Origin of the sequence: Gordonia sp. QH-12 (assembly GCF_001578675.1) — a bacterium.
GTDB lineage: Bacteria > Actinomycetota > Actinomycetes > Mycobacteriales > Mycobacteriaceae > Gordonia > Gordonia sihwensis.
This window is the reverse complement of record NZ_KQ969293.1, coordinates 126,923-133,886: the sequence shown is the minus strand read 5'-3', so window position 1 is coordinate 133,886 and position 6,964 is coordinate 126,923. Positions and strand designations below refer to the sequence as shown.

The window sequence follows — 6,964 nt, the reverse complement described above, 5'->3', positions numbered from 1 at the left end:
TCTTCCCTGCAACCGCGACATTCTCGAACTCCGAAGAAGAACGGGAAGTCCGCCAGACGCAGGACCGCTACTCTACCCCCACCACCCCGGCAAGATCAACTCACCGACCGGAAGGACATTTCGCTCGCCAGCACCGACGCGCTGACCTGCAATAAGTTACGCAGCGCGGCCCGGAAGGTCAAATCGCCAGGTCGCGAGAGTGAACATTCGGCGGTTTCCGCAGGTCGACGGTCGCAGACCTGTACTTTCGGTCAGCTCCCACGACCGTTGGGTCAGTTACCCCGAGGGCGCCACCGTCTTAGCGTCGGAGAATGAGCACCGCCACCGCACTCCCAGCCGCTCTATCTACGCCGACACGTGGCTTGGTCGTCGAGACCGTGTCCGGCCGCTCGGCAGTCGCCGGTTTCCGAGGATCCGGTCGGCTGAGGTGGCGACGATCCGGCGATCTGCTCGAGCTGGCGCACCCCTACGGTCCACGCGACATCAGCGATTCGGTGGTTGTCGGCGAACTCACCGCGCTGGTGTCGGCCGGCGCGATCGCCGGCCAGGAGGAGTTCGAGGCTGCGGCGGTCGAACTCATCACCGGGTGCACCGCCGATTCGGACGAGGCCTGGGTCGCCTTCTATCGCAACTCAGTCCGGGAACTCCGTGATGGCTCAGTGCCGTTCAGTCCGATCCATCGCCGCGCTCGCGGCCTTCTCGTCGGCGAATCCGTCCTCGAGGTGGGCTCGTGCTTCGGCTTCTTCGCCCTGCAGTGCGCCGGCGACGGATTCGCGGTGACGGCCACCGACATCTGCCAGGGCGCCCTGGACCTCCTCGGCCGCGCCTCGTCGAGCCTGAATCTCCCGGTGACGACCGTCCCGGGCGATGTTCGCCGCCTGCCTTTCACTGATGACAGTTTCGACACAGTGACGATACTGCATCTTCTGGAGCACCTCCCCGCAGACGATGTCTGCACCGCGATCGCCGAATGTTGCCGGGTCGCGCGGAGTCGCGTGGTGGTCGCGGTGCCGTACGAGGATGAAGTGTGTCCCCACTTCGGCCACCTCGAGCTGCTCCGCGAGGCCGACCTCCGGCAGTGGGCGCAGGCGGTCGGTGAGCACCGCACGACGATCTTCGCCGACCACGGTGGCTGGCTCGTCATCGACCTGTAGACGAAGACGGCCGTCATTCACCGCCGGGGTCGCGATCAGATCAGTCCGCGCTTGCTCGCGACGTACACCGCGTCCGTGCGCTTCGAGACCCCGAGCTTCCGGATCACATTGCGGATGTGGAACTTCACCGTCGATTCCGAGATGAACAGCGTTCTGCCGATCTCGGCATTCGATTTTCCGTCCGCCAGCAGCTTGAGTACTTCGCGTTCGCGGTCGGTGAGATCCGCCGGCGCCTCGTGCTCACCGGACACGGTGCGGAGCACGATCGCGGCACTCCGCGGGTCGAAGGCGCTTCCGCCCGTCGAGACGGTGCGGATGGCGCGGATCAGTTCGGTGGTGTCGACGTCCTTGACCACGTACCCCTTGGCGCCGGCGCGGACGGCCCGCACCACCAGATCGTCGTCGAGGAACGTGGTGAGCACCAGAGTCGCGACCCCGGGATTCCGCTTGGCTATCTCCCGGATCAGGCGCAGACCCTCGTATTCGGTACCCGCCGTGAGCTTGAGATCCACCACGACCACATCGGGCGCACAGTGGGCGATCTCGGCCAGCGCGGCGTCGAAGGTTCCGGCCTCGCCGACCACCACCACGTCGTCGTCCCGCTCCAGCAACGACCGCAGGCCTTCGCGCAGCAACGCGTGATCATCGATCAGGACCGTACGTATCGGTGCACCCATCAGATCTCCTCCTCCACCGAGTCGCCGGAACCCGGCGGAACGAGCGGCAACACGGCGGCGATCCGCACGCCACCGAGCCGCGACCTGCGGATACGCAGAGTCCCGCCGAGTTCTTCGGCCCGAGACGCCATGTTCGCCAATCCCCGATGACGGCCGGCCGCGCGGTCTCCGGCCAGTGCTGCCCGCAGAACCGAACGCAGGTCGTCGGGATCTCCGGCCCCGTCGTCGTCCACCCACAGCGTCACCCGCTCATCGGTGTAGCCGAAGGTGACGTTCACCCGTTCGGCCTCGGAGTGCACGGCGGCATTGAACAAGGACTCCCCCGCGATCCGCAGCACGGCGTGCTGGAGGTCGCCGGAGAGCTCGCGCGGCCGCCCACGGACGGTCACTGACGTCTGTGTGTCGGCAGGCATGTGCAGGGCGCACAATTCATCGAGGGTCTCGGCGATGCTGGGCGCCGGTGTCCGCGCATCGGCGAGCGTGTAGATCGCGTTCCGCAACTGCTCCATCGCGTCGCGAGTGAGCCGGACCGCCTTGTCGACGTGGTCGGCGGCCGGACCCGACACCGACGGGCGGCACAGTTCCATCTGCAGCCCGGCCGAGAGAACCGACTGACCGACCGAGTCGTGCAGCTCCCGCGCGATGCGCGCCCGCTCGCCGCCCAAGAGTGCGGTGCGCTGGGCCGCGGACAGCTCGCGCTGGGTCCGGAGCAGTTCCGAGTTCCGCTCCGCGAGTTCCTCAGCCCGACGGTCGGTCTCCGCGAACAGCGCGGCATTGACCATCGCCACGGTTGCCTGACCGGCGAGGATGCGCAGAACCATGAGATCGGCCGGGTCGACGTCGCGGTCGGCGGGCGTCCACGCCGACAGTCCGCCCACCACTCGCCCGTCCAATTCGACCGGCACATGGATGTGATGCTCGGAGACGATCGGGCCGTGAAGGACATCGCGTTCGCCGCGCAGGACGTCGTTGAGCCGGTTGAGCACCTGATCGGGCAGATCCGTCGGCTCGGTCGCGATCCGGACGCCCTCGAAGGCCATGATCCGCCCGTCCCCCGACGCGATCAGGTGCCGCGGGGTGGTCTTGCCCAACTGACCGTCGGCCAGCGCGAACAGCACCCAGTCGGCGCCGAGATGGTCTCGTACCGTCTCGACCACCGCGACCACCAGTGCCTCGGGCCCCTCGGCGGTCTGCACCAGTGCCTTCGAGATCCCCTCCAACGCGGTCATCACCCGGCTCAGGCGCGCCGCCGTGCCCCGGAACTGCGCGTAGTGCCCGGCTTTGACGGTGCGCAGGCCGACGAGGCTGGCGAGATCCGGTTCCTTCTCGGGCACGGTCACATCGCCTGCCGGTACAGGTCGAGGATCGCGGCCTCCTCCGGCCGCCGCGGGTTGGTGATCATGCACGAATCCGCCAGAGCGTGCGAGGTGAGCAGATCCAGGTCACCGGACCGCACGCCGAGGGGCGACAACGTGTCGGGCATGCCGACCCGCGCCGCGAGCCGTGCGACGGCGTCGGCCAGCCGGTCGGCCACGGCCCGCGGGTCTCCCGACGTCGCCAGCCCGACGGCGTCGGCGAGTTGCACGAAGTCGTCCGCGCACACCACGGCGTTGTAGCGGATGACGTGCGGCAACAGGACGGAATTGATGGTGCCGTGCGGGGCGTCGCAGTATCCGCCGACCGGGTGGCTCATGGCGTGGGCGGCGCCGAGGATCGCGTTGGTGAACGCCATACCGGCCCGCAGCGACGCCAGCGCCATCTCCTCGCCGGCTCCGGCGTCGCGCGGGTCGTCGACCAGCCGTTCCAGGTTATTCCACACTCCGCTGAGCGACTCGAGCGCGAGCGAGTCCGTGAGCCTACCGTGAGCCAGGGACACGTACGCCTCGACGCAATGGGTGAGCGTGTCCATCCCCGCCTGCGCGGTCACTTCCGGCGGTGCGGTGGTGAGCAGCGTCGGATCGATCACCGTCACATTCGGCACCAACGTGCGCCCGATGATGGTGACCTTGGTCCGCCGCTCGGGATCGTTGATGATGCAGAACTGAGAGACGTCGGCCCCGCTGCCGGCTGTGGTCGGCACTGCGACCAGCGGCGGCAGCGGCCGCACCGCACGGTCGATGCCCTCGTACTCGAGGATCACCCCGCCGTTCGACGCGAGCACGGCGACGCCCTTGGCCGTGTCGATCACCGATCCCCCTCCGAGGGCGATGAGGCCGTCGGCACCGTGTGCGCGATACGCGGCGAAGCCGTCGGCCACCTCGCCCGCCCGAGGGTTCGGCGTCACGTCCAGATACGACGCCGGACTCAGACCCTGGGCACGGAGGTCGTCGAGCAGTGCGCCGTACCAGGGCGCGGCCTCCAGGCGGCGGTCGGAGACCACCAGCGGTCGGCGGACCCCGAGCCCGGCGACGGCCACGGCGGCCTCCGGGAACGATCCGGGGCCGAGCACGATCTCCGGCGTGTGAAACTTCGCGACGCTGGTGGTGGCGCGCCGCGGCGCCCGGTCACCGTTCACCGATCACCTCCTGTTCGCCGGTGACGCTACCCCGCTCAGCGCAGCGCCGCGCCGAGTTCATCGCACCGGGTGAGGATCTCTTCACCGTCGCGCGCGCTCACGACACCGGCACAGTGTTCGGCGTAATCGCCTAGCGCACAACCGGTTTGGTTCCAGTATCGGGAGGGTTCCGGCGTCAGCCAGGCCACTCGGTAAGCGCGGCGCGCGATCTCGGCGAAGAGGTCCACCCGGGGATCGAAGGCGTTGCTCCGTCCGTCCCCGACCACCAGCACGCTGGTCCGCCGGGAGAGCAGGTCGCCGAAGCGGTCGAGCACGGCGGCCCAGGTGCGTCCGTAGTCGCTCGTCGCGGCGAGGTCGAGACCGTCGGCGGCCAGGACTGCCGCCAGAGCGTCGTCGGTGTCGGCGGCCCGCAGAGCCGGCGTCACAAGCACCGGATCGTCGACGAAGGCCATCACCTCGCATCGATCGCCGAAGCGGTGCAGGGTCTGAGCGAGCCGCAGGATGAAGCCGGCGACCGGGCGCACCGATAGGGAGACGTCCACGATCACCAACAGTCGCACCGGCCCGGGCACGGTCCGGCGTCGCCACAGGTCGACGGGAATCCCGTCGGTCGCGATCGCCGCGCGCATGGTGGCTCGCATGTCCAGACGGCCGGTGTCGGCGAGTCGGGGAACCCGTCTCGGAGCTCCTCGCATCCGCTGGACCAGCCGATGACAGGCCCGATCGAGATCGGCCTGGTCGCGGTGTTCGACGGCAGTCCCGGCCGGATCGGCCGCCACCGTCTCGATCCGCTCCGACAGTGCGTCGACGAACCGCGCGAGGGCTTCCTCCAGCGCCTCGCGCCGTTCGGCGCCGAGCCCGGCGACCTGGTCGCACGGACCGTCCTGCTCGTACGCCGTCCGGCCGTCACCCGCGCCGAGCGCGCGCAGCAGACTGGCCGCGTCGGCCAGCGACAGCGCGCCGCCCTGGACGCGCGCGGTGCTCGCGACCAGTTCTCCGACGTCCGCGGCAGCGGCGTGGTCGACATCGATCGTGTACGTCGCACCGCTGCTCACGTTGTCCGATTCGGTCGCGACCTGCAGTTCCTCGGTGCCGGACGAGACGGAGAAATCGTCGTCCTCGCGGTGCGAGCTCTCGCCCGTCCGTTCGGCGGCATCGGGATCGTCGATCATCAGATCGCCGATCTCCTCGGTGTGCTCGTCGGCACCGATCATCCGTCCGGCGCCGGTGAAGTCCTCGTCCCAGGCGACGTCGTCGGGCAGATCGTTGACGACGGTCCGCACCTTCGGCCGATCGGCGGCCGTCTCCTCGGGCCGGCCGAGACCGAAGTAGGTCGCGAACGCACGCTCGAACATCGGCTGCTCGTGCGAGTACTTCACGCTGGCGCACCGGAGCCCCGTCCGGAGGCGATCGAGATCGGCCGCTCCGACGATGTCCATCACACGCCGGATCTCGATCACCTCCGCGGGCGACGCCGGGAGGCCGTGGGCTCGCAGCGTGTGGCCGAAGGCCACGGCGAGACCGTCGAGCACGGTCATCGCCGCGCTCCGGCACCGGACCGGGCCCGGCCGGCACCGAAGGCGGTGGCGGTCCCCGAACCCGTCACGCCCGAACCCGCCGTCCCCGATCCGGCCTTCGCACCCGATCCGAGATCGGACGCGAGGAGCCGTCGCACCTGGTCGAGGTCGGTGCCGAACTTCACCAGCAACGACATCAACGCCGGGTCGCCGTCACCGGCTCGCCGATCACCCAGGAGTGCCGCGGCCCGCGCCGCGTCGATCACCTCGGCGATCGACGGACTCTTGCGGAGCGGGAGTTCGCGGAGCCGGCGCGCCAGATCGACGACGTCGGCGACCACCGCCTCGGGCACCCCGGGCGCCCGCACCGCCACGATGCGCTGCTCCCGCTCGGCCGTCGGGTACGACACCTGGAAGTGCAGACACCGCCGCTTGAGCGCGGGCGAGAGCTCCCGGGTGTCGTTGGAGGTGAGGATCACCCACGGCGCCGACCGCGCGACGAAGGTGCCGAGTTCGGGAACGGTCACCTGGCGTTCGGCGAGCACCTCCAGCATCACCGCCTCCATCGCCTCGTCCGTGCGGTCGATCTCGTCGACCAAGAGCACCGTCGGCGCCGTGGACATGATGGCCGCGAGGAGCGGACGCGGCACCAGGAAGTCCTCGGTGTACACGCCGACGTCGGTTCGCGCGAGCGCCGACGACGCGGCCGAGAGCGTCTCGTGGGCCGCCAGTTCGTCGCTGATGCGGTCACGGAGCATCTGCACGTGCAGCAGTTGGCGTGCGTAGTCCCACTCGTACAGCGCCCGCGCGTCGTCGAGGCCCTCGTAGCACTGGAGCCTGATGAGTTCCCGGCCCGACGCCGCGGCGAGGGCCTTCGCCAGCTCCGTCTTCCCGACGCCGGCCGGGCCCTCCAGCAGCAACGGACGGTCGAGCAGGGTCGCGAGGTGCAGCACCACCGCGAGGTCCGGCTCGATCAGATAACCCTGCGCCTCCAGCGACGCGGTCAGGTCGTCGACCGTCTCGAACTGCGCGATCGGTTCGCCGTCCCGCGGTTCGGCAGGCACAGGCTTCCTCGTCTTCGTCGTCTCCATCACGGCACGT

Annotated in this window: 6 protein-coding genes; 1 reads left to right on the top strand and 5 read right to left on the bottom strand. The window is 69.5% G+C overall.

What is annotated here, in order from left to right; genetic code table 11:
* The first annotated feature begins 311 nt into the window (after window positions 1-311).
* Window positions 312-1,154 (top strand): mycofactocin oligosaccharide methyltransferase MftM, encoded by an 843-nt coding sequence (gene mftM, locus Y710_RS12280; protein ID WP_062367571.1) that lies wholly within the window; start codon window positions 312-314, stop codon window positions 1,152-1,154.
* Between the two features lie 35 nt (window positions 1,155-1,189).
* Here mftM and Y710_RS12275 read toward each other — a convergent pair whose 3' ends face one another.
* The 5 genes from Y710_RS12275 to Y710_RS12255 are packed head-to-tail and all read right to left on the bottom strand — an operon-like array spanning window position 1,190 to window position 6,927.
* On the bottom strand, window positions 1,190-1,831 hold the full coding sequence (locus Y710_RS12275; protein ID WP_062367570.1) for a MadR family response regulator transcription factor: 642 nt from the start codon (window positions 1,829-1,831) through the stop codon (window positions 1,190-1,192).
* Entirely contained in the window at window positions 1,831-3,171 is a 1,341-nt protein-coding gene (locus Y710_RS12270; protein ID WP_062367569.1) for a MadS family sensor histidine kinase, read from the bottom strand. Before Y710_RS12270 ends, Y710_RS12275 begins: the two co-directional genes overlap by 1 nt.
* Window positions 3,168-4,346, bottom strand: a complete 1,179-nt coding sequence (locus tag Y710_RS12265; protein WP_062367568.1) for an iron-containing alcohol dehydrogenase — start codon at window positions 4,344-4,346, stop codon at window positions 3,168-3,170. The genes Y710_RS12270 and Y710_RS12265 overlap by 4 nt, the downstream gene beginning before the upstream one ends.
* 35 nt (window positions 4,347-4,381) lie before the next feature.
* Complete coding sequence (locus Y710_RS12260; RefSeq protein WP_006896391.1) at window positions 4,382-5,884, bottom strand: MadC family VWA domain-containing protein; 1,503 nt, start codon at window positions 5,882-5,884, stop codon at window positions 4,382-4,384.
* Window positions 5,881-6,927 (bottom strand): MadB family AAA-type ATPase, encoded by a 1,047-nt coding sequence (locus tag Y710_RS12255; RefSeq protein ID WP_006896392.1) that lies wholly within the window; start codon window positions 6,925-6,927, stop codon window positions 5,881-5,883. The genes Y710_RS12260 and Y710_RS12255 overlap by 4 nt, the downstream gene beginning before the upstream one ends.
* Window positions 6,928-6,964 lie beyond the last annotated feature (37 nt).

Bases quoted from the DNA above. Each gene is read 5' to 3' on its own strand.
- mftM (WP_062367571.1), top strand. From the start codon at position 312: ATGAGCACCGCCACCGCACTCCCAGCCGCTCTATCTACGCCGACACGT.
- Y710_RS12275 (WP_062367570.1), bottom strand. From the start codon at position 1,831: ATGGGTGCACCGATACGTACGGTCCTGATCGATGATCACGCGTTGCTG.
- Y710_RS12260 (WP_006896391.1), bottom strand. From the start codon at position 5,884: ATGACCGTGCTCGACGGTCTCGCCGTGGCCTTCGGCCACACGCTGCGA.